General features: G+C 66.1%; 21 protein-coding genes. 16 read left to right on the top strand and 5 right to left on the bottom strand.

Features of this window, described 5'->3' with window-relative positions; all coding sequences use genetic code 11:
• Nucleotides 1-41 precede the first annotated feature (41 nt).
• On the bottom strand, nt 42-1,136 hold the full coding sequence (locus tag NVV57_03815; GenBank protein ID MCR6711862.1) for a glycosyltransferase family 4 protein: 1,095 nt from the start codon (nt 1,134-1,136) through the stop codon (nt 42-44).
• 2,120 nt (nt 1,137-3,256) lie between these two features.
• On the opposite strand from NVV57_03815, the gene NVV57_03810 reads away from it, so the two are divergent.
• Nucleotides 3,257-3,535 (top strand): PqqD family protein, encoded by a 279-nt coding sequence (locus tag NVV57_03810; protein ID MCR6711861.1) that lies wholly within the window; start codon nt 3,257-3,259, stop codon nt 3,533-3,535.
• Here NVV57_03810 and NVV57_03805 read toward each other — a convergent pair.
• A complete protein-coding gene (locus NVV57_03805; protein MCR6711860.1) occupies nt 3,500-4,408 on the bottom strand; it encodes an NAD-dependent epimerase/dehydratase family protein in 909 nt (302 codons plus the stop codon). The genes NVV57_03810 and NVV57_03805 overlap by 36 nt on opposite strands.
• Nucleotides 4,409-4,410: 2 nt before the next feature.
• Nucleotides 4,411-5,421, bottom strand: coding sequence for a GDP-mannose 4,6-dehydratase (locus NVV57_03800; GenBank protein MCR6711859.1), 1,011 nt, complete (start codon nt 5,419-5,421; stop codon nt 4,411-4,413).
• Between the two features lie 252 nt (nt 5,422-5,673).
• Here NVV57_03800 and NVV57_03795 point away from each other — a divergent pair, with 252 nt between their 5' ends.
• The 15 genes from NVV57_03795 (at nt 5,674) to NVV57_03725 (ending at nt 18,222) form a co-directional block, all read left to right on the top strand.
• Nucleotides 5,674-6,198, top strand: a complete 525-nt coding sequence (locus tag NVV57_03795; protein ID MCR6711858.1) for a hypothetical protein — start codon at nt 5,674-5,676, stop codon at nt 6,196-6,198.
• Nucleotides 6,199-6,200: 2 nt separating this feature from the next.
• The gene (locus NVV57_03790) at nt 6,201-6,794 is read left to right on the top strand and encodes a macro domain-containing protein (GenBank protein MCR6711857.1); all 594 of its coding nucleotides are present in this window, start codon (nt 6,201-6,203) and stop codon (nt 6,792-6,794) included.
• 220 nt (nt 6,795-7,014) lie between these two features.
• Complete coding sequence (locus NVV57_03785) at nt 7,015-8,097, top strand: helix-turn-helix domain-containing protein (protein MCR6711856.1); 1,083 nt, start codon at nt 7,015-7,017, stop codon at nt 8,095-8,097.
• Nucleotide 8,098: 1 nt separating this feature from the next.
• Complete coding sequence (locus NVV57_03780) at nt 8,099-8,917, top strand: hypothetical protein (GenBank protein ID MCR6711855.1); 819 nt, start codon at nt 8,099-8,101, stop codon at nt 8,915-8,917.
• Between the two features lie 115 nt (nt 8,918-9,032).
• Nucleotides 9,033-10,448, top strand: coding sequence for a polysaccharide biosynthesis tyrosine autokinase (locus tag NVV57_03775; protein ID MCR6711854.1), 1,416 nt, complete (start codon nt 9,033-9,035; stop codon nt 10,446-10,448).
• Entirely contained in the window at nt 10,435-11,865 is a 1,431-nt protein-coding gene (locus tag NVV57_03770) for a hypothetical protein (protein MCR6711853.1), read from the top strand. The genes NVV57_03775 and NVV57_03770 overlap by 14 nt, the downstream gene beginning before the upstream one ends.
• Nucleotides 11,862-12,155 (top strand): hypothetical protein, encoded by a 294-nt coding sequence (locus tag NVV57_03765; GenBank protein ID MCR6711852.1) that lies wholly within the window; start codon nt 11,862-11,864, stop codon nt 12,153-12,155. Before NVV57_03770 ends, NVV57_03765 begins: the two co-directional genes overlap by 4 nt.
• Before the next feature lie 114 nt (nt 12,156-12,269).
• The gene (locus tag NVV57_03760; protein ID MCR6711851.1) at nt 12,270-13,178 is read left to right on the top strand and encodes a hypothetical protein; all 909 of its coding nucleotides are present in this window, start codon (nt 12,270-12,272) and stop codon (nt 13,176-13,178) included.
• Nucleotides 13,179-13,290: 112 nt separating this feature from the next.
• A complete protein-coding gene (locus NVV57_03755; protein ID MCR6711850.1) occupies nt 13,291-13,911 on the top strand; it encodes a hypothetical protein in 621 nt (206 codons plus the stop codon).
• Between the two features lie 148 nt (nt 13,912-14,059).
• Entirely contained in the window at nt 14,060-14,767 is a 708-nt protein-coding gene (locus NVV57_03750; protein MCR6711849.1) for a hypothetical protein, read from the top strand.
• Nucleotides 14,768-14,870: 103 nt separating this feature from the next.
• Nucleotides 14,871-15,281, top strand: a complete 411-nt coding sequence (locus tag NVV57_03745; protein MCR6711848.1) for a hypothetical protein — start codon at nt 14,871-14,873, stop codon at nt 15,279-15,281.
• 44 nt (nt 15,282-15,325) lie between these two features.
• Nucleotides 15,326-15,625, top strand: coding sequence for a hypothetical protein (locus tag NVV57_03740; GenBank protein ID MCR6711847.1), 300 nt, complete (start codon nt 15,326-15,328; stop codon nt 15,623-15,625).
• A 121-nt stretch (nt 15,626-15,746) separates the two neighbouring features.
• The gene (locus tag NVV57_03735; protein ID MCR6711846.1) at nt 15,747-16,763 is read left to right on the top strand and encodes a hypothetical protein; all 1,017 of its coding nucleotides are present in this window, start codon (nt 15,747-15,749) and stop codon (nt 16,761-16,763) included.
• Nucleotides 16,764-16,854: 91 nt separating this feature from the next.
• Nucleotides 16,855-17,865, top strand: a complete 1,011-nt coding sequence (locus tag NVV57_03730) for a hypothetical protein (GenBank protein MCR6711845.1) — start codon at nt 16,855-16,857, stop codon at nt 17,863-17,865.
• A 114-nt stretch (nt 17,866-17,979) separates the two neighbouring features.
• On the top strand, nt 17,980-18,222 hold the full coding sequence (locus NVV57_03725) for a hypothetical protein (protein MCR6711844.1): 243 nt from the start codon (nt 17,980-17,982) through the stop codon (nt 18,220-18,222).
• Here NVV57_03725 and NVV57_03720 read toward each other — a convergent pair.
• Together NVV57_03720 and NVV57_03715 are read right to left on the bottom strand one after the other, a co-directional pair.
• A complete protein-coding gene (locus NVV57_03720; GenBank protein MCR6711843.1) occupies nt 18,219-19,355 on the bottom strand; it encodes a homoserine O-acetyltransferase in 1,137 nt (378 codons plus the stop codon). The two genes, NVV57_03725 and NVV57_03720, sit on opposite strands and share 4 nt — an antisense overlap.
• Complete coding sequence (locus NVV57_03715; GenBank protein MCR6711842.1) at nt 19,352-20,710, bottom strand: bifunctional o-acetylhomoserine/o-acetylserine sulfhydrylase; 1,359 nt, start codon at nt 20,708-20,710, stop codon at nt 19,352-19,354. The genes NVV57_03720 and NVV57_03715 overlap by 4 nt, the downstream gene beginning before the upstream one ends.
• Between the last annotated feature and the right edge of the window lie 110 nt (nt 20,711-20,820).

The following is a 20,820-nucleotide window of genomic DNA, read 5'->3' as shown; positions in this document are numbered from 1 at the left end:
CAATGCGGGCTAGGTGGGCTCTAGCACGCGGCCGCTACCGATTACCGTACGAGCGTCGCTGCGGAATCGGCGATGTCGTGGGCAACGCGCTTCCACGACATCGTGCGCTGTGAGCTCTCGAGCCCGGCAAGAGATAGTTCCTCGTACAAGTCCTTGTTGGAGAGGAGACGACGGAGGGCGTCTGCGACGCTGGCAGGCGCCATGTCCTCGGATACGACCGCACTTCCGAAGGCCTCCGCTTGTTCCAGCAGCCCGCCGACGGGGGTCACGACTGCGGGCACGCCGAGTGCACTGGCATACGCGAGTACGCCAGATTGGCTCGCTTCGATATACGGCAGGAGAACGGCGTCGAACTCTTTGATGGCTGCTTCGACTTCGCGCTGGGGCACCCACCGATCTTCCGCTCTGTCTAGATTGCTGAGTCGCGCGCGGGCTTCGGCCGGGATACCACTGCCCACGACGTGGAGGCTCACCGGGAAACCGTCCGCGCGTAGCGTCTCAACTGCGTCGATTGCGAGATCAAGACCCTTGTAAGGTGACATGCGCCCGAAGAATCCCACCACCGGCACTCGAACCGGAGCAACACGTGGCCTCGTCGACACTGCAACGTCAAAGGCCGGATGAACGGATTGGCACACCGGCAGAGACCTCAATCGGGCGTCGCTCTGGATCTCGGCGGTCACCGCGCCTGAGAGAGTCACGAGCATGGATGCTCTTGAACGCTCCGCAGAACGGAGTCTGCGGACAAGCCAACCGTCTTCACCGGCGTGCGGAACTGCATCGTGCACGACGTGCAGGACCGGTGCCGGGCGATACGTTGAGCGCGGGAGAGCAGCTTGCCACACCTGTTCCATCGCTACGACGACGCATTCGACGCGCTCTGTCTTGAGAAAGTGTCCGATCTTGCGTCCGATGAAGGGAAGCCGAACACTCCCTAACAATGCCCCCAGCCGTCCCCGGAAGGTGTGTAAAGCGAGTAGCGGGGTACCAGAGCTGACAAACTCGTCATTCAATTCGGCTTCGCGCGAGGTGACATAGACGACCTCGTGTCCGTTCTCAACGAGCGCGCGGCCGAGTTGCAGGGCAAATAACGGACCGGAGCCGGTGCGGCCCAAGTGGACGATGGCGAATCTCAAGGCCGTGTCCAAGCCCAGAGGAGTTGTGTGCGCTGTTCAGGCACTGCATTGTCACTAAGCGCGGCGTTCCAGTACGCGCGATTGGAGTCGAGCCAACTGGCCCACGTATCCGAAGTTCGAGCGGCACGCGCAAGTTGTTCGGCCGCCGTCCCCATGTTTGCGATCATCGCTAGGTCTTCGAAAGGCCGTATGGGTCGGACCACAATTGCGACCCCGCGCGCATGAGCGTCCAGTACCGAGATGGGATATCCCTCCCACGCTGCGGAATGGGCGTAGACATCGAGCTCATCGAGTTCGCGGGTCACGTCTTCGGGCCCGAGCCAACCCGTAACGCGCACTCCGGCGACACGGAGCGCTTCCGTCTGAGCGCCATTGCCACCTCCGATCCATACCGCCTGAAAGTTGACTCCCGCGGCTGTAAGTTGCCTGAGCCAGTTGATGAAGTAATGCGGGTCCTTCTGCGCCGAGACGCGGCCGACCATGCCAATTCGGATTGGCCGCTTCTCAACATCGCCGTACGAGGGCCTCTGCGAAGTTGGCCTCACTGACGCGACGTTGGGTATGTACGAGGTCTCGACTCGTCCTTTGCTCAGATCAGTCGCCAACTCCCGCTCCCGATGCGAGCATGCGGCGTAGCGATCGGTTCGGCTGGCCAGTCTGGCCTCGATCGCTCGAATTGCCGTTCGGGCTACGGCAGGGAGGTCCTCGCGCTCGAAGGCAAAAACAGTGCGGGGTGTAAAGGACCCGCCAAGGCCGGGTCCTCCGCGTCATGCGGGCATAGACGCCCGGGCCGCTTGAGTGGGCGTGGACGACGCTAGCGTCAAACTCGGTTGCCGCGCGTCGCGCGCGCCGCACTCTCAACGCCAGGGAAGCCCCTAGATCGAAGTGCGTCACCGTTGCTCTGAGGTCCTCCCAAACCGGTGCAGGGGCGCCATCGGTGAACGGGCTGGCCACTGCATGATCTGCGAACTCCTGCGTGGCATCGATGTATTGCGCGACCGCCGCAGGGACTCCCCCTGAAAGCCTGTCGACAACGTGTAGCACACGCGGACGCTCGGAAATCGAACTTTGTTGCGGGGTCATGCAGAGGAGCATACGGTGCGTACTTATCTCGCCTTCAACTCCGCCCGATAGGCTCAGGAGGTGGACGACCGTGAGATCCCAAGCGTGCTGGACGCAGGCGACGCGGTTCATCTCGCAAGCGCACTTTGCGCGCATCTTGGCGTCATCGCCGGGGTGCGTGCCCTCGTTATCAAGGGCATTGCGGCAGACTTTCACCAACTCCGCGCACCCCGCATCGCCGCCGATGTAGATGTGATGGTCGACCCGTCCGAGCTGGAGGCGTACCTCGGCACCCTGTCGGCGGCCGGTTGGGAGCGGCGAACTGAGACGCGCCTGCACAGCGACACAGTCCAACATTCGAGTTCATTCACGCACGGCGCATGGCCGTGCGACATCGACGTGCACGACCAGTTCCCCGGATTCTTGGTAGCCCCCAACGAACTCTTTGAACGATTGTGGGACGCGAGCCTCACTACGACGGTGGCTGGCGCAAAGGTGCACATTGCGGGCGCACAAGATAGTGCGCTGATCATGGCCGCCCACGCGTTGCGGACTCCGAGCCAGACCTCGCGGCACCAGGCAGAACTCGATGGACTTATCTTGAGGTTCCGCGGTGCAGGGAGCGACGTGCGCTCAGGTTTGCGCGAGCGCGCAGCGGAGTTGGGGGCAGTGGAGACTCTCCGGGCGTTTCTAGGGGCCACAGGCATCGAACTCGGACCACCGACGGCCCCTGGAGTGAACCCGGATCTCGATCGTTGGCGCCGACGAGTCTCTTCCGGTGGGAACCGAACGGCGCTTGTGGCACTTGCGCTCGAAAGCGCTACGTGGCGCGAGCGCGGCCGGCTCATCGTGGGAGCGGTGTGGCCGCCTCGGAGTGACGTGGCTCTAGAGTATCCGGAGGCGAGAACGCATCACCTCGGGATACTTCGCGTGCGGCTCGCGCGCCTCGTACGTGGTAGTCGAGACCTCTTGTCGTACCTGCGTGCTTGTCTCCGGTTGGGTGGCTGGCGCCAAGTCTGTCGCGCCAGGTCGAGCACGTGGCCGCTAGAGGACGACGAGTGAAGTTCACCACGGGGTCGGGACTTGCCTACGTCACCCACGACACATACGTCGTGGTCCTCAACCTCTCCCGTATTGAGGAGCAGCAGTCGCCGTACGTCTTCGAGGGTCCTGCGTTCGAGATCTGGACCCGCATCGATGGAACTCGAACCGAAGAGCAGGTTGTTGACGAACTCGTAGAAGCCTCGGGCGCCGATCGCGAGGTTGTCGCGCGCGACGCGCACGAGTTCATCGCTCAGCTACTAGAACTTGGCCTGATCGAGGAAGTCCCCGACTGACTCGGCAAACGGCCGCACCGGCACCCAGCCGGTCGCGCCCCGAAGTCGAGAATCATCGCCCACGATGGACCGCGCATCATTCGGCCTGATCCGATTTGGATCAACAACGACCTCCGGTACCCCAATACCAAGCGCAGCACACAGCGCCTCAAGCACTTCGTGGCCCGAACGAGCCACCCCTGAACTCACGTTGAAGGCGCGATAGGGAAGATCGCGCGCAGAACACAGCGCGAGGTAAGCGGCCACAACGTCTCGCACGTCCGTGTAGTCGCGTTCGGTGGAGAGGTCACCGGTGTGGATCGGCTCGCCAGGCTCGGCGTTCAGCAACTGCGCTGCAAGGTCCGGCACCAAGAATCCAGGCCGCTGGCCAGGACCAATGTGGTTGAACGGCCTGGCAACGATCACGTCGAGCCCGCGCCGAACGTAGTACTCGGACTGCAGCTCCACCAGCCGCTTAGCCACCGTGTACGGCGACGTCATGTGAACGGGGCGGGTCTCGTCGATGAGGCCCTCTTCGCCGCCATAGACCGCACCGGAACTCACCGCGATGATGCGCGTAGCGGGGCTTTGCACCAAGGCGGCCTCGGCCACGTTGGTGAACATCGCGCTGTTGGCATTGATGTAGCGCTGCGGCTCAGCGAAACTTGGGCCCACCGCCGCCAGGCCGGCGAGGTGCACCACGGCTTCGGCCTCGACAGCGGGACGCTCATCGATGAGGTCCATCACCTGCACCCCAGCGAGTGACGCCCTCAACTCATCGCCCTCGCCGAGCGGTCGCTGCACCAGCGCGTGAACCTCATGCCCAGCGTCGGCCGCCGCGCGCACCAGGTGACGGCCAACGAAGCCGTCAGCGCCGGTGACAAGAATCCGCAAGGTCACACCTGTTCGAGGGCGACGGCCGCGCGGTCATGTTCGACCATCCGCGTAACGAGCCCCGCGAAGTCAACATCCCGAGCCCAGCCCAGCTCGGCCTCCGCCTTGGCGGGGTTGCCGAGCAGGATGTCCACCTCTGCCGGCCGGAAGAGCGTTGGGTCCTGGACCACATAGGGTCTCCAGTCGTCCACGCCGATGGCTCCGAACGCCGCCGTGAGGAAGTCCTCGATCGAGTGGGTGGCCCCGGAGGCGAGCACAAAGTCGTCGGGCTCTCCGTGCTGCAGCATCTGCCACATACCGCGCACGTAGTCGCCCGCGTAGCCCCAGTCGCGCTTGGGAGTCAGGTCGCCGAGCGAGACCGTGTCTTGCCGCCCCGCCTCGATGCGAGCCACCGCGTCCGTGATCTTGCGCGTCACGAACTCCTTGCCGCGGTACTCGCCCTCATGGTTGAAGAGGATTCCGCATGCCACGAACATGCCATAGCTCTCGCGGTAGTTGCGGGCAATCCAGTGCGCGTACAGCTTGGCCACGCCGTAGGGGCTGCGAGGGTGGAACAGCGAATTCTCGTCGTATCCGAGGCCTGGACGGTTGTAGTCGAGACCGCCAAACATCTCCGAGGTGGATGCCTGGTACAGGCGCGAACTCTCCGCGAAGCCACCCAAGCGCACCGCCTCCAGAAGGTTCAGCAGACCCTTGCCGGTGACCTCCGCGGTGAGCACGGGATTGGTGAAGGAGTAGCCCACGTGGCTCACGGCGCCGAGGTTGTAGATCTCGTCCGGCTGGCTCGCGTCTAGCGCCCGGAAGAGCGAGGACATGTCGGTGAGGTCGCCCTCGAGGAGCTTCACGTACGGGTGCGCGGCTTCGACTTCCGCCCGGCGCGGGTTCTTCTGCCCGCGCACCAGTCCGTAGACGGTGTAGCCCTTGGCGTGGAGCAACTCGGCGAGGTGGCGGCCGTCCTGCCCGGTGACGCCGGTGATGAAAGCCGTCTTACCGTTATGGTCGCTCGTGGTCACCCCGCAACATTACCAACGGGCCAAGCACACCCACCCAGCGAGCCCGTCGACCCTCCAAGCAAGACACCCTGGAACAACACCCCGCCGCCCGGACGTTCACCCACTAGTTGAGGCCCTCGGAGTTGAGCGCGAGGTCGTTGCCCGGGACACACGCACTTCCTTGCGACGCTCCGGGGCCTCGGCCATATCGGACGGGGTTCGCGTAGACTCCCTCGCACGGCGGCTGAGGGGCCGCGGAACTGAGGGATTCGCATGAGCGAGATCGACGTCGTGGGCGTGGACCGCCGCACCGTAGTCAAAGCCGCTGGCTGGGGCGCCCCGGCCATCCTCCTGGCCAAGGGCCTGCCGATGGCGTCCGCAAGCCAGGAGCCGCCCGTGGCAACCGTCTTCGTGGCCGCCGTGCGCGCCACCGGTCCCAACTGGGAGGGCGCCGGAACGCTCGCCCCGGGCTTCCGCTTTGGCATGTACAGCGCGGGCGTGGCGAACCTCATGATCGAGAAGCTCACCGGCCCCGCCGCCACGTTCACCACCATCTTCACCAAGTACCAGAGCGCCACGTGGACCACTAACAGCATCTACACGGCGACCAACGTCTCGCTCGCTGCGGGCCTGCCGAACAACTCCGCGAACACCATCGGCATCACCATGAACGCCGTGGACGGGGCAGTCGGCCGCTACGTCGCGACCATCTCGCCCGTGGGCGGCGGCACCCCGGCGACCGCCCGTTTTGAGATCGCGAAGTCCGGAAGCACATTCCAGGTGCACCCCAGCTGGTAGTTGTGCAGGGATGGACTGCAGCCTCCCACGCCGTAAGCGCCCGCGTCACACGCTGTTGGTACGTTCTGAAGATGATCACCGAAGCAAGAGGGAACCTGCTCGGCGCTGGCGCAGAGGCGCTGGTAAATGCTGTCAACACCGAGGGTGTCATGGGCAAGGGCATCGCCTTTCAGTTCAAGAACGCGTACCCCGACATGTTCGAGGAGTATCGCGCCATAGCCAACCGCGGGCAGGTTCGGCTCGGAACGATGCACGTGTGGAACACGCAAGCCCTTGAAGGCCCGCGGTACGTCATCAACTTCCCCACGAAGTCACACTGGAAGGCCAAGTCGCGCCTCGAGGACATTGAGAAGGGGCTTCGTGATCTCGTCCGAGTTGTCAAAGACCTCAACATTGCGTCAATCGCGGTTCCGCCGCTCGGCTGTGGCAACGGTGGCCTCAGCTGGCCGGACGTCGAGACACGGATCCGGGCCGCCTTCAGTGCGGTGCCAAACGTGGACGTTCAGTTGTTTGTGCCACAGGGCGCGTCGACCGAAGCCCAGCGCCGGGCTCTCGAGGAACTCATCGCCCTCGAGGACGAACTCAATCTCGACTAGCGCACCCAACCCAACCCCAGCATCGGACCTCCCCTGCGAGCAAAACCGCGCCTCGTGCCCTTGAAACCGCCTGCTCACCCCGTTCGTTGAGCGCGCGGGAACACACGAAGGGCCGGGCATGGAGCTCCAGGTGCGGCTGCGGGCCCAGCGAGCCGAATGCGTGCGGCCGGCATGACAAGCCTTGCCACAGGTCGTTTATTAGATTAGCGTGTTTCTTGTCATGAGAAACGCGACTCTTTCAGAAACAGCGCTGGTGGAGGATGCGTTCAACAGCGTCCGCGCACTGCTGCCTTCGCGGTGGACGATCACGTACACCGCACCGGAGGGCAGGGAAGCGCCCCTAGCTGACTACATCGCGAGTCTCGTCGCTCCGAACGGCCTGCGGATCCGCCTAGCTGTAGAGGTCAAGCGAACGAGGGCCTCAACTGTCTCGGCGGTGCTCGGTCAATTGCGCGCAATCCAGACGCACAACGACCTCCCCGTGCTGCTGGCGACCGACTACGCGCCACCAGCGCTGCGTGCAAAGCTTGACGCAGAGGGGTTCAGTTACGCGGACGCCACGGGCTGGGTGCGGCTAGTGGTGTCTGACCCGCCGATTTTGCTTACGGCCCAGGGGGCAGAAACGGTTCCCGGCCCACCGCGCGAGTCTGCGGTGCGCCGGCTCAATGGCGTCGCCACCAATCGAACCATCTGCGCGCTCGCCGACACCACGGGACCGGTCGGTGTGCGAGACCTCGCTGGAGTGGCAGGAGTCTCCCCGGGATCAGTCTCCAAACTCCTTCAGACTCTTGCCTCGGAGGGCACCGTAGATCGTGGTGCCGAGGGCTCCATCGCGACGGTGCGCAAGCGCTCCCTCGTACGGCGGTGGGCACTCGACTATTCATTTGCCAAGACGAACCTCGATTGCAGCTATTTCATAGCGCCCCGCGGGGTCAACAGAGCGCTAGAGCGGCTGCAAGACGTCGAGACGCCAATCGCGTTGACAGGCTCGGCGGGAGCGCGCCGCCTTGTGCCGGGAAACGTGACACCCGTGGTTCCGCTGTTCTTGCTTGCCGTCTACGCGGCGTCTCCCCGCCGACTTGCCGCCGAGCTGGGCTTAGTCGAGACGAGACAAGCAACCGCACAGGTCATGATCGCGATCCCGCAGGTTCCCGACATCCTGGCGGAGCCGCAAGGAAACCCAGCGGTCGCGCCCACCGCGCTCGTAGTCGCCGACCTCTTGACGCTGCCGGGGCGTGGTGACGCTGAGGCGGAACAACTCATGGAAATGCTCGCTCGCTCCGATCCTGCCTGGAGCGAGTGAAATGGCAAACCTTGAACCGGAATACGTGGTCGCGCGACGCGTGCTTCTCGACGGCCTGCAGGCGCTTGAGCCTCACCTGCCGAACCTTGTGCTGGTGGGAGCCCAGGCGGTCTATGTGCGGGCCAGTGAAACTGAACTCCTTGTTCCGCTCATGACGACCGACGGTGACCTAACGGTTGACACCGACGCACTCGCGGACGAGCCCGAGATCGGTGAGTCATTGCGCAGTGCGGGCTTTGTGCTCGGTGCCCAGCCGGGGCACTGGGTGGGACCGGGAGACGTCGCACTCGACCTCATGGTCGCTCCGCACCAAGCAGGCGCTACAAGCAAATCGGCACGCGCGGCGCGTATCCCACCGCACGAGAAGATGACGGCCCGCATCGCTCACGGACTAGAGCCCGCCCTCATCGATAGCACGGTCGAGACCATCGCCGCCTTTGAGCCAACTGATAGGCGGTCGTTTCGACTCCGAGTAGCCGGGCCCGCCGCGCTCCTCGTTGCCAAAGCTGTGAAACTCGGCGAGAGACTCGCCCAGGAGGACGCTCGGCCCGATCGCGTCTCCGCGAAGGATGCGCTTGACGCGTTCCGCCTCCTGCAGACCGCGAGCGCGGAGGAGCTCGTCGCCGGCTTTTCGCTCCACGCGACTGTCGCCGAGGCGAGCGAAGCGTCCCGCGAGGCATTGGCGCTATATCGCGAACACGGCGTTGCGGCCAACGGGAGGTTTCCGCGACTCGCTGCGTCCGCGGCAGGCGACGACCCGGCAATAGCGCCTTCGTTCGCCGCGCTCGTCAACGAGCTGCTTGCGGCATTGGGAAGCTAGCAGCCCAACCCACCCCAACGTCGGGCCTCCCTGCGAGCAAAGCCGCACCTAGTACCCTGGAAACCGCCTGCTCACCCCGTTCGTTGAGCGCGCGGGAACACACGAAAGGCCGGGCATGGAGCTCCAGGACTACATGCGGATCTTCCGCCAGCACTGGGCGGCGATCATCATCGCCACCATCGTGGGCGGCGCGCTCGCATTCGGCTGGACCCTGACGCAGCCCAAGGTCTACACGGCCAGCGGCTCGGCGATCATCACCACGGGCACGTCGGCGAGCATCGGCGACGCGCTCGTGGGCAACCAGTACGCGATCTCGCGCGTGAAGTCGTATCTGGACATCGCGAAGTCCCGTCAGGTTGCCGAGTACGCCATTGAGCAGTTGGGGATCACGGCTTCGCCCGACGCTCTGGTTGGCCGGGTGACCGTCTCCAATCCGCTTGACACGGCTGTGTTGCGCGTCTCGGCCAATGGCTCTACGCCCGAGGAGGCGCAGCAGCTCGCCGAGGCGTGGATCGCCGGCATGACGAAGGTCGTGAGCGATCTGGAGAACGGCAGCAACACGGACGGCAGCCAGGATTCCGTGGTGCGGCTGCAGACCATGGACACCGCACTGGCGCCCACCTCGCCGTCGTCGCCCAACGTGAAGCTGGCCGTTGCGCTTGGCCTGCTGCTTGGCTTCGCGATCGGCATCGCCTACGCGCTGATCCGTGCGGCCGTTGACCGGCGCCTGCGCTCCGCGGAGCAGATCGAGCGCGAGTTCGACATCCCCGTGCTGGGCACCATCCCCTTTGACAACGACATCGCCAAGCGGGGAGTGGCCTCCGGCACCAAGGACTTCCACACCTCGGAGGGCGTGCGCCAGCTGCGCACCAACCTGCAGTTCATGGACGTGGACAACCCGCCGCGCATCATCGTCATCACGTCCTCGCTGCCCGGCGACGGCAAGTCCACCGTGTCCATCAAGCTCGCCGAGTCCATCGCCGAGTCCGGCCAGCGCGTGATCCTCATCGACGCGGACCTGCGCCGCCCGTCCTTGGTGGACTACCTGGGACTCGTGCCCGGTGTGGGCCTCACGGACGTGCTCGTTGGGCGCGCGCAGCCCAGCGACGTGCTGCAGCCCTGGGGTAGCACGGGCCGCCTGTCCGTGATGGGCGCCGGACCCGTGCCGCCGAACCCCTCCGAGCTGCTCGGCTCCGTGACCATGCGCAACATGCTGAACTCGCTGGACGAGGGCGCGATCATCCTCATCGACACCCCGCCGCTCATCTCGGTGACCGACGCTGCCATCCTGACCGCGCGCACGGACGGCGCGCTGGTGGTGGTGCGGGCGAGCAAGACCACGATCGACCTGCTCGACAAGTCGCTGCAGAACCTTGAGCGCGTCAAGGGCCGCGCGCTGGGCGTCATCCTCGACGGCGTGAGCCGCAAGGGAGACGGCAAGTACTACGGCCGCGAGTACCGTTACGACGCCTCGCTGGGGCCGCGGCCAACTCCAGAAGGCGAAGGGCGACTGATCCTTGCCGTGGCGTAGCGGGCTCGCGTTCCGCGTGGTGCTGGTGTCCACGCACAACTCGACGTGCGCCGCCTTCGCCGAGCGGCTGATGCGGCCCGCGCTCGCGAACGCGGGCGTGGAGGCTTGGGCCATCCGCGTGACCTCCGCGGGGCTCGAAGGCGAGCCGGGACAGCCCGTGGACCCGGACGCGCAGGACATGCTGCGCATGCTCGGCGGCAACCCCGGCGGCTTCCACTCGCGGCTGCTTGATGGCGACATCATCGACGACGCCGACCTCATCCTCACCATGTCCCTCGCCGAGCGTGAGGCCGTGGTCGCCGCCCACCCGCGGGCCCGCAGGCGCACCTTCACGCTCGTCGAGTACGGGCGCCTCAACGCGCTCCTGTACCCCATGGCGCCGCTGCGCGAGCACCCGCTCATGCTCGCCGACGGCCGCGACGAGGCACAGCTCGGCCCTGCCGACGACATCCTGACCCCCCGCGGACGTGACGAGGAGGCCTACCGGAAGACGGCGTCGGCCATTGCGGAGAACGTGCGCGGCCTTGCCGAGGCGTGGCTCGCCATGGCCCCCGCGCGCGCCCCGCACCGCGACCCCCTGGGCGCGGCGCTGCTGCTCGACGCGGGCGCCGACGCGGAGCTGGTGCACGTGGACGCGTTCGGCGTTCCCGTGGACATCCGGTGCACGGGCGATGGCGGGCGGGCGCTCGCCCGGCGCCTGCGCGAGGCGTGGTCGCGCGTGTTGCGCGATCCTGCTGCCGCTGCGCCCGAGGCGCCAATCGTCGTGGAGGCGATCGTCGCGGACGACCTCACCGAGGTGCGCGTTGCGCGGGCCCGCGGCGCCATCGGCGGCGACACCACGGGCGACGTCATGCACTCGCTCGCCGGGGCCGTCACCGTTCGCGCGATCGATCAGCGCGCCGGCGAGGTCATCATGCTGCACGCCGCCGGGCTCGCGCTCCCGGACGGGCGCGTGGTGGCGTTCGTGGCGCCCTCGGGCACGGGCAAGACGACGCTGTCCCGCACGCTGGGCAAGGCGTTCGGGTATGTGAGCGACGAGACCGTGGTCATCAACTTCGACGGCACCGTGACGCCGTACCCCAAGCCGCTCTCCGTGATCCGCTCCGGGCATCGCCTCAAGCGCCAGCTCTCGCCCGACGCCGAGGGGCTGGTTGTTGCGCCCTCCGGTTTGCGGCTGGCGCGGATCGTGTTGCTCACCAGGGAGCCCGACGCTGTCTCGCCCGTGATTGAGGACGTTCCCCTCTTGCCGGGGATCGCCGAGCTGTCCGCGCAGGTCTCGTACCTGCCGCGCCTCGCGGAGCCGTTGCGCTCCCTTGCCAGGGTGATTGAGCGCACGGGTGGGCTTGCGCGCGTGACCTATGCCGAAGCGTCGGACCTTATTGATCTGGTGCCCATGCTCGCCGGGGGTGAGGCGTGATGGACGATTCCTCGATAGTGGTGGCCACCGTGGACGACGCGCTGGTGCGGGACGACCAGATGCTGGTGCTCGTGGCGTCCGAGGTGATGCTGCTGTCTCCTGTGAGTTCCGAGTTGGTGAAGGTGGCGGCGAGCGGTGCAACGATCGCCGAGCTCGGCGAGTACCTCACGGAGATGTTCGGCCCGCCGCCGGCAGGGAACTCGCCAAACGACCAGGTGCGCATCATGGTGGCGCGCCTGAGTGAGGCCGGAGTGGTGCACGTTGCGGGGCCGGGAACAGAGCCGCTCTGAGCGTCGTTTGAAACGCGAGCGTGAATCTCGCGTCATAGCTGTGACGTATGTCACTCTCATTGGTGTGAGGGCGTGGCGGAGCGCCCCATCTGAATGGACCGAGGACCTATGCCCATGACGGCTGAGATCGACCGACGGCGCGTGCTGCAAGGCGTCGCGTGGGCGACGCCTGCCGTCTTGGTGGCGACGGCGGTGCCGGCTTCTGCGGCGTCGAATACGGTGCAATCGGTCACGGCCGGCGGGCTGATCATCGTGTCGCAGTCCGCTGTGTATGCGTCGAACGTGCTCACCGTGAAGGCGGAGGTGGCGCACACCGGCGCTTCGGGCTCCGCTCCGGTGACGGGACTCAAGGCGACCATCGTGTTCTCAAGCCGCTACAACATGCCCAATCAGCCCCCCACGTCCGTGGGGAGTGGATGGCGTTACGACAACTACACGTTCACCTCTGAGGGCAAGATCGTCTTCAACTTCACGTACCTTGGTGCCGACCTGACTACGGCGAACACTGGGTCCGCCCCGCTCCAGGCCACGTTCGCGGGTTGGCCGACCTACCTGACATCCATCCAGGTGGGGGCTGCGGGCACATCGATGAACATTCCCGTCGCTGCCACGGCAAACACGACGGCGACGCAGACGGCCTCGGTCGGGTGGAACAGCGCGGGCAACTACAACCAGGGCCAATACTCGTTCGAATTGCGCCACGCCGGGCCGTACGACCCGCCGGCTGCGGCCGCGACCGCGCTGGAGCTGACTGCGACGTACAACTCCCAGAAGGTCAGCGCGCCCACCCAGACAACCGTTGGAAACTGGCGGGTCACGCCGCTTGGCGTCGCGAACGGCGTGGGCACGGTGCGCTTCACCTACATTCCGGCATCGCTCGCCATCAACTCGTCAACCGGGAGCGCCACGGCTTTGTTCTCGCTCATCAACGGCAACACCAAGGCTGCGATCACTTTCACGGGCACCTACACGTCTGCAGGCGTGAGTGGCACCGTGCCGTCGATGACCATTGGCTCGAACTGAGATCCAGCACTTGAAGTCTCGCTTTCGTCCCGAATTTGGTCCATTAGTCCTGATATCGGGACGTTTTTCATCCGCTAGAATGGCTTCTCCGGGAAGCTGAGGGAGCAACACCGTGTACACAGAAGCCGAAGAGGCTGGGCGTCCGCACGTCCAATCAGAGGGCGGCATCAGCCGCCGCCGAATCATCCAAGGCGTGGCTTGGACCACACCTGCGATCGTCCTGGCTGTCGCGACGCCGCCGGCGGCTGCGTCGGATGGAGCCCCTGCGGGCTATCTCACATTCACGACGGCGCACGTCTATCTCAAGATGGAGAAGATCTTTGACTACAACTGGGACAAGGATCGACCGATCCTCCTGATCGACCCCGATCTGACCAACACCGCGCCCGGTGGTGGCGCGACGGCGACAAACGTGACTATCCAGTTCGCAGTACCCAAGTCTTGGCTCCCCAATGGCCAGCTCGCGTGGCACGGCGCGTACACCTACCAGCCGGGTGGCGGCACGCCTCCCTTCTCTGTGTCCGTCAGCGAGGCCACAACCTCCTATATCTTCACCCTGATTTCGCCGACTTCGCTCGGGCCGAACAGCAGCGGCACGTTCTCGCCGGAATACCGGATCGAGCTGGCGTCATCGCCGAGCCCGGTCGGTCAGACGTTGACGCAGACCGCACGTGCTAATGCCAACGGCAGCACCTGGCTCACCGCCGCCACGTCGACGATCGTCGCCAACTAGACGACCTGGTCCGAGCGTCGAGCTGACCATCCTGTTGATCCTCGGCGCGCTCGGGTCTTGTGTCCACCATTCTCGGCACTCAATGACCACTCCGGAATCCGCACTCCGCGCCTAGTATGGACGCAGAGGACGGGCGGCGGAGGATCCGATGGCGGGCGCGGCATCCGGGGGCATCGACCGCAGGCGCGTGCTCGCAGGCATCGCCTGGACTACGCCAGCCATCGTGCTCGCCGTGAGCGTGCCGCAAGCCGCGGCGTCGGAAGTCAGCAGTTGCGCCGCCTTCCTCCAAATTGGCGGGACCTTCTCCTCGAAGTGGCACGCGAACTTCTGGGACAACGACCTCGGCCAGAGCGTGCCTGCGATCTTCAACCAGTACAACTTCCAGTACCAGTCCATCGGCTCGTGCGACCTCAGCAATGTGTTTCTCACCGGGTTCACCATGACGATCTCGCAGCAGGTGGGCACACTTCCGCAGCTGCCGCGATGGGGGCTGCTCAGCAACTCCGAGGAAATCCCTCCGGACGCGCCGTACGAGATCGCGACGCCGCTGGCGGTCAACGCCGGGGTGGCCACCCTGACGCTCAAGTACATAGGTCCGAATTTGAGCCTGTACAAGGGGGGTACAACCGTGGCTGTGGATGCAGACCGACGCCACCTCCAAGGCGGGCACCCAGTCCTCCGTGACGATCCGAGCGACGTTCTCGGACACCACGTTCTCCCAATCCACCCCGACGGCGACCGTGGCCAACGGCGCCGCGCTTATTGGCTCGGGCGTCGTGCCGTGGCCCCCGTTTGGTGCCTACTCCCTTACGGGCGTTCCCGACTACGACGACTCGGAGCCGTAGCCCCCGCGTAACTCGCGTCCCCAGGCCCGACACTGACCTGAGTTCTCCACCGTCGCCCCCGGGCGCGGTTGCGGGGCTTGACAGCGCAAAGCACGCTTCCTCCATAGTGAGGAGGTGATCCAGTTGAGCGAACCCCTTGGTTGGGCAGTGTTGGGCGTGCTGCTGGCCACAGTGCTGAGTTCGTTTGGTCTCGTCGTGGGAATGATCCCGCGACAGGTTCGCGCCGGGCTCGCCGGGTTGCAAGTGGACATGGCAGCCCTGAAGGGCGACCTGCTGGGCGTGAAGGGCGAGGTCGCGGGGCTGAATCATCGGTTCGACGGGATCGCTGACCAGCTGGCCGGCCACGATCACCGGTTCGAAGGGATCGCAGGGCAGCTGGCTGGCCACAGTTCCCGGTTCGACGCTATGCAGGCACAAATCGACGCCCTGCGTATGGTGGTTGACCGCCGGCTGGATGGGCTCGACCGCGACGTCGCCGCGCTCACCCGCGAGGTGATGGGCGGCGAAGCCGGCAGGTCTGAGTGATCGCCGCTTCCTCGGCCGAACTCCACGGGTGGATACTCATCGGCGTGGTCGCCGCCGTTCTTGTGAGCGTGCTGATCCTCTTCGAGCGCACCTTCACCAAGACACTCAGGGCGGAGTTCGCCTCACTACGTGAGGACATCCGTATGGATCTCGGCTCGCTCCGAACGGAACTCGGACCCGAGTTCGGCTCGGTTCGTTCAGAGGTCGAGCTCTTTCGTACGGAGATGGTGGCGATGCGCGAAGTGATGGACGAGGACTTCGCGGCAATCCATCGCTATCTCGACAACTTGGAAAGCAACCTCGCCGCTCTCAAGCGCCACTTCCTCGACGCCGGGCCTGCTTAGCCCGGCCACAGCGTCGGGCCGATGCCCCAAAATGTGAAACTCCTCACGCGGATGTAGAGGGGCACGCCGAGCGTAGGGAACAATGTTCCGTGCGGGGGTATGACTGAGGGACCGTTTCACCATGAGCGACACGTCAATGTCACGTAGGCACGTGCTGCAGGGCGTTGCGTGGGCTACGCCCGCGCTCGTTGTCGCGACGGCCGTTCCGGCGGCGGCGACGTCGCAGACGGTCCCTGGATACGGCCTGATAGTTGCCAGTACCAGCGGCTATCAGGACTCGACCAAGCTCTACCTCTCGGGCGTGGCCACCTACCAGGAGAGCGTCCCCGGCGGTGCCGACGACTATCCCGTGACAGGCGTCACGATGGTGTTCCGGATTCCGTCCTCGCGCGTTACCGCGTCGAGTGTGTCCTTCACCGGCACCAACTGGTCGGCGCAGCCGCCGGTCACCGGCGGCGGCTATACGACGCTGACGTACAAGTACTCGGTGACGCTCACCAAGGGCGCGCCCACGAGCACCCCTCTCAGCGTGACGCTCACCAAGCCGACGCCGTCGGGCGCCACTGAGCCGCTGCGCACCGCCCTCACCGTTGACTCGAGCGCGACTGGCACATCGAACGGACACCCCACGAGCTCGCTCACGCAGGTGGCCGTTGGCGCGTACTCGATTCTGACGATCGGCACCGCGGTTGCCGTAGAGGCCGATGGTCCCTTCACGTCGCCCCGCTACCTGCGGACCACGGCCACGATCCGCAACAACGTGAGCCAGCCGAACGCGGGTGACATCGTGGGCATCGTGGCGCGGCTGACCGTGCCGAACGCGTCCGTGGGTGGATCCGGCACTGCGGGAGTGGACGGCGGACCGTGGCAGCTGACGGGCACCGTGACGGGCGCGAGCACCACCGTCTATACGTTCACGCACACGGCTTCACCGCTGCCGCCGTCCAACACTCCCGTGACGGTGAGCTTCCGCACCCCGTTTGCTGGGGGGCTTCTTGGTCGGCGGCACCGTATCCGTGACGTTCGAGGGGCACTCGCCAACCGCGCAAGGCGCCGTGACCAGCGCGACCGGCAGCGACACCTACTTCATCTTCTTCTAGTCGCTGTCGAAGCCGAGCACGCCCGCGGCGCCATGTGATCCTCGTCACCCAAATGTAGGGATTTGTCCGAGTTGCGCTTCACACTTATCCCAAGACGCGCGGCGGACGCGTCCTACTGAGGGAACTGAGATGGCGGAACAAACTAGCCTCACGCGCCGACACGTGTTGATCGGCGCCGCCTGGGCCACGCCGGCCGTGCTCATCGCCACGGCCGCGCCCGCGGCCGCGGCCTCGACCACCCGTGGGGCCATCGCGCTGAGCAGCCTGGTCTCGACCATGACCGGCGCCATCCTGTATGTGCGCGGCCAGGTCGCCTACTCCGGCGCCGGCTCGCCCTCGCCCGACGCGCCCGTCTCCAGCGTGCAGCTCAAGATCACGATGCTGCTTAACCGGATCACGGTGGCGACCGCGCCCACCGTCACCCCGAATACTGGCTGGTCGTACGCGGGGCCGTACACAACGTCGGGCAGCGGCAGCGCGCGCACGGTGACCTACACCTTTACGTACACCAGCCCCCAGCCCTTGAGCTCCACCAACCCCATCACCGCGCAGCTCGCCGTCAGCTTCGCCAAGTCCTCGAGCGTCAACACGCTCAACCTCACCTACGTTGGCAGCGGGCTGTCGCTCCTGGCGCCCGTGACCGCCACCAGCACCATCGGGACCACGAACGTCGGCACCATCCGGCTCGCGGCCACGGGCAACAGCGTGGCTTGGAACGCCAGAAGGGGTGGCTATGTGCCGGGCAACATCCCCATCTATCGGCTCCGAGGCACGGTCCGGAACACGGGTGCGGCCGCGGACGCCACCCACGTTGGCGCGGAGAAGATCAGCGACATCAAGGTGACCTTCACGATCGCGGCAAGCGCGCTGTACTCGCCGCTCTCGATCTATCCCTACGCCTCCGGAACCATCGACCCGGCGTGGGGCACGCCCGCCATCACGCTCGCGGGCGGCGTGTACACGATCGTCTATACCTACTCGCCGTCCACGGCCGGCCCCACCGGAGCCACGAACACGGCGACCCTCGACGTCGCCATCCGCGCGGCCTCCACCACCAAGGTCGTAAACGCGGCCACCATCACCGCCACCGGCGTCTCCGAGGGGTTTGCGCTCACCACGTCTCAGGTGGGCCCCGCGTAGCAGTCGCGTCCCCAGGCCCGACGCTGGGTTCGGTTTTCCCCAGACGCCGGGGGAGCGCGCTGCGGGTCTTGACAGCGCAAAGCACACGTGCTCCATAGTGAGGAGGTGGTGCAGTTGACAGAACCCCAAGTGTGGACGCTCATTGGCGTCTTCACCACAATCGTCATTGGCATGCTGACCGTGGTCTCGAACTCGTTCGTCCGTGTGATGCGCGCCGAGTTTCGTAGGCTCGACGAGAAGGTCGACGGCCTCCGCGTGGTGATGGACGCGCGGTTCTCTTCAGTGGAGCGCAGCCTCGATGGCCTGGATAGAGATGTCGACGCCTTGACGCGGCGCATGCTTGGGGAGGAAACCTAGAGCCCGCGCTCGAACTCCCCAACCACCGCGTTGATCGCCTCGGACTCCACGAGGAACCCGTCGTGGCCAACCGGCGAGGACACCAGGGTCACGCCGTCCGCACCAGACAGAGCGGCCGCGATCGCCTGCGCGTTGCTCGGCGGATAGAGCCGGTCGCTGCTCACGGCGATGACCAGGGCCGGACCCTCGAACCGGCCGAGCGCCCGGTTCACGCCACCACGGCCACGCCCTACATCGTGACCGTTGATGGCGTGAACCAGGCGCAAGTATGTGTTGGCGTCAAAGCGCCGGGCGAGCTTGTCGCCATGGTGCTCAAGGTACGACTGCACCTCAAAGACGCCGTCAGCGCGGCGGTCGCGATCGAACCGACGCCCCAATTCCGCTTCCGAGCGGTACGTGATGTGCGCGATCTGCCGCGCAATGCCGAGCCCAACGTGCGGCCCCTCGCCGTCCGCGGCGTCGTAGTAGTCGCCGTCGCGAAAGCGCGGATCCGCGCGGATCGCCGCCACCTGCGGCACGCCCCACGCCAACTGGTCGGCGGTGGTGGCCGCCGTGGTGCCGAGGACCGCAATAGCGCCCACTCGCTCGGGATAGGTCGCGGCCCACTCCAGCACGCGCATGCCGCCAAGGGACGGACCCGCGAGCAACCGCCAGCGGTCGATGCCGAGCAACTCAGTGAGTCGAAGCTCCGCGTCCACGTGATCGCGCACGCTCGGCCACGGAAAGCGCGAGCCCCAGACCCTGCCGTCCGGGGCGAGCGACGCCGGCCCCGTTGACCCCTGGCACCCGCCGATGACGTTCGCGCTGACGATGAAGTGCTTCGCCGGATCCACCGGTTTGCCAGGACCGATAAGCGGATTCCACCACCCCGGAGTGGGGTGTCCCGGTTCGGGATCGCCATATGCGTGCGAGTCCCCGGTGAGGGCGTGCGCGATGTAGACGGCGTTATCGCGAGCCGCGTTCAAGGTGCCCCACGTCTCATAGGCGAGCACAGCGTCGGGCACCACGCCGCCGTCCTCAAGCCACACGTCGCCTATGGACGCGAATCGCCGGTTGCCCACGGGGTCACCCGGGCGCCAGGCGGCCGACGCTGGGATGGCTCCCAGCGTCGGCTCCACCTGAGTGGTTGTCACGCGGACGCGCCCTCGAACTCCTGCTCGACGGCGGCAGACTTCAGCGCGGCGACGGCCGCGAAGCCTGCCTCGAGGTCCGCGAGGATGTCGTCGATGTGCTCGATGCCCACCGCGAGGCGCACCAGACCAGGGGTGACACCCGTGGCCTCCTGCTCCTCGGGCGTGAGCTGCGAGTGCGTGGTGGTGGCCGGGTGGATCACGAGCGAGCGGACATCGCCGATGTTCGCGACCAGCGAGTGAAGCTGAAGCGAATCGACGAAGGTGCGCCCAGCGTCGGCCCCACCGGCGATCTCAAACGAGAGCACCGAGCCGGAGCCCTTGGGCGCGTACTTGACCTGCAGGTGGTGCCAGGGGCTGGACTCGAGGCCGGCGTAGGCGATGGACTCCACCTCGGGACGAGTGCCGAGCCACTCCACCACCTTCTTGGCGTTCTCCACGTGACGCTCCACGCGCAAGGAGAGCGTCTCGAGACCCTGCGCGATGAGGAACGCGTTGAACGGGCTGATCGCCGGGCCCAGGTCGCGCAGCAGCTGCACGCGCGCCTTGAGGATGAACGCCAGGTTGGCGCCGAGCGCGGAGCCGACGCCCAGGTCACGCGCGTAGACGAGACCGTGGTAGCTGGGGTCGGGCTCGTTGTACTGGGGGAACCGCTCCGGCTGCTGTCCGTAGTCGAACGTGCCCGCGTCCACGATCACGCCGCCGATGGCCGTGCCGTGACCGCCGAGGTACTTGGTGGCCGAGTGCGTCACGATGTCCGCGCCCCACTTGAAGGGCTGCACCAGGTAGGGGGACGCCACCGTGTTGTCCACGATCAGCGGAACGCCCACCTCATGCGCCACATCCGCGACCGCCTCGATGTCCAGGAGGTCCTGCTTGGGGTTGGAGATGGACTCGCCGAAGAACGCCTTGGTGTTGGGGCGGGACGCCTTGCGCCACTCGTTCGGGTCGTCGGGGTCCTCCACGAACGTCACCTCGATGCCGTACTTGGGCAGCGTGTAGTGGAACAGGTTGTACGTGCCGCCGTAGAGGCTGGGGCTCGAGACGATGTGATCGCCCGCCTGCGCGAGGTTGAGGATCGCGAGCGTGTTGGCGCTGGACCCGCTGGCGACCAGCAGCGCCGCCACGCCGCCCTCGAGGGCCGCGACGCGGTCCTCGACAGCCTGCTGCGTGGGGTTGCCGATGCGGGTGTAGATGGGGCCGAGCTCCGAGAGGGCGAAGCGGGCCGCGGCCTGCGTGGTGTCCTCGAAGACGAACGACGTGGTCTGGTAGATGGGCAGGGCGCGGGCGCCCGTCTCCGAGTCTGGGTTCTGGCCGGCGTGAATCTGCTGGGTCTCGAATTTCCAGTTGCTGCTCATGGGTTGCTCCTAGGTGGTGATCTGCGTTGAGGGGGTGCAGACCATCACCGGAGCCGCCACAAGCAGCCCGCGACCTATAGGTCTGCGAGGTGACACGTGGAGTGTGGGCC

The organism is Demequina sp. (genome assembly GCA_024707205.1).
GTDB lineage: Bacteria > Actinomycetota > Actinomycetes > Actinomycetales > Demequinaceae > Demequina.
The sequence above is the reverse complement of the archived record's forward strand: the minus strand, read 5'-3'. Positions and strand labels throughout refer to the sequence as shown.